Genomic DNA, 1,379 nt, shown 5'->3' on the forward strand with positions numbered 1-1,379 from the left:
TAACCGTGATTAAAAGGCTCTTGAGATGATGGATTTCTATTTCTATGTCGGTCTTTCCGTTCCGATCATCATCGCCGCCATCCTGTTCAAGGATTGATATTCAAAACGGTTAGGCAGATAATCCTACTTCCGAACAACAAAAAAGGAAGTTGGAATCATGTTTATCACTGAAGCGCAATTGGCTCTTTATAAGTATCAGGCTGCATCTAAATATTTTAATAAGCCGATGTCTTTAATTGCGAGAAATGAATTTATTGAGTTTGGAAAAGTTTCAAAATCTGCTGTAAGTGTCATTGAATGTTTTTCACATTTTTGGAATAGAAAAATTTATAATGATATTTGGGAATTTTCTTTTCCAGATGGCTCTACAATTTTAATAAAACGAGTTAAGGAAAAAGATGAAGAAAAATACTATTTCCAATGTGCATCTGATAGCGTTGATTGCTCTAGCTTATTTCCCGATTAATGCTTTTTCATCAAATGAAAATTTGAAAGTTGTTAAAATTCCTAATTCTTCAGTTAATGTAATTTGGGATGCAAATAAAGATGTTGTCGATAGATTTTCTAGAAGCAGTGGCGGCGACTTCTTTGGTTTTAGAAGAATAGAATCGACCATCATCGAACACACTCCCACCGGACTCCGCTCCGCCTCCACTCTCCCCGCAACAATAGAAAGTACCGTCTCCCGCGCCGGAGTCTTGGCAGGGGTCGGCAAACTCGCCCGCTTAGGCGCGAAATTCAGCACGAGGGCAGTTCCCTATGTCGGCACTGCCCTTTTAGCTCACGACATTTACGAAACATTTAAAGAAGACATTCAGGAACAAGGCTATCAATACGATCCCAAAACCGATAAATTTGTAAAAGGCTACGAATATAGTAATTGCATTTGGTACAGGGTGGGAGATTACCTCCATGAAAAGTTGGTAAATGATTCCTGCTATGGCGTCGACAGTTCGACTATGCGCCTTATGTCAGATTACAGCAGATTCCCAGAAGTTAAAGAACTGATGGAAGCCAGAATGGAAATTCTCGGCAGAAAGTATTGGGAAAAGTTAAGAAATCGTCCTGATATGGTTAGTTACAAAAATTACAATTTCGGACCTTGTGAATTCGGCTGGAACGGCGGAGGTTGTTCAGTTCATAAAGGAGATGATTATAGAGGTTTTATCAATTTTTCACTTTCAAGAGATCCAAAATACAAAGAAGAAATGGATGCCAAAAAGCTGGAAGAGATTTTATCCTTAAAAGTCGATGCCAATCCCGACAGATTTATCAAAGCAACAGGCTTTCCGGGCTACAAGGAAGATGTCAAAATCGAAAACGGCAAAATCGTAACGCTTGGCCCCGTAACAGGCGAAGACGGAAAGCCCAAGCAGATA

The 1,379-nt window shown here is 39.7% G+C and carries 2 protein-coding genes; both read left to right on the forward strand.

Annotated elements, in window-relative coordinates:
* Positions 1 to 157: 157 nt before the first annotated feature.
* The gene (locus tag Q3O12_RS00020) at positions 158 to 466 is read left to right on the forward strand and encodes a DUF1132 family protein (protein ID WP_003711561.1); all 309 of its coding nucleotides are present in this window, start codon (positions 158 to 160) and stop codon (positions 464 to 466) included.
* Positions 399 to 1,379, forward strand: a 981-nt coding sequence (locus Q3O12_RS00025) for an IgG-binding virulence factor TspB family protein (RefSeq protein WP_301668784.1), incomplete at its 3' end; no start/stop codon positions are given. The genes Q3O12_RS00020 and Q3O12_RS00025, both read left to right, overlap by 68 nt.

This window comes from Neisseria benedictiae, from assembly GCF_958267435.1.
Lineage (GTDB): Bacteria > Pseudomonadota > Gammaproteobacteria > Burkholderiales > Neisseriaceae > Neisseria > Neisseria bergeri.

What these genes read in the sequence shown, in the direction of transcription:
- Q3O12_RS00020 (WP_003711561.1), top strand. Translation starts at nt 158, where the DNA reads ATGTTTATCACTGAAGCGCAATTGGCTCTTTATAAGTATCAGGCTGCA.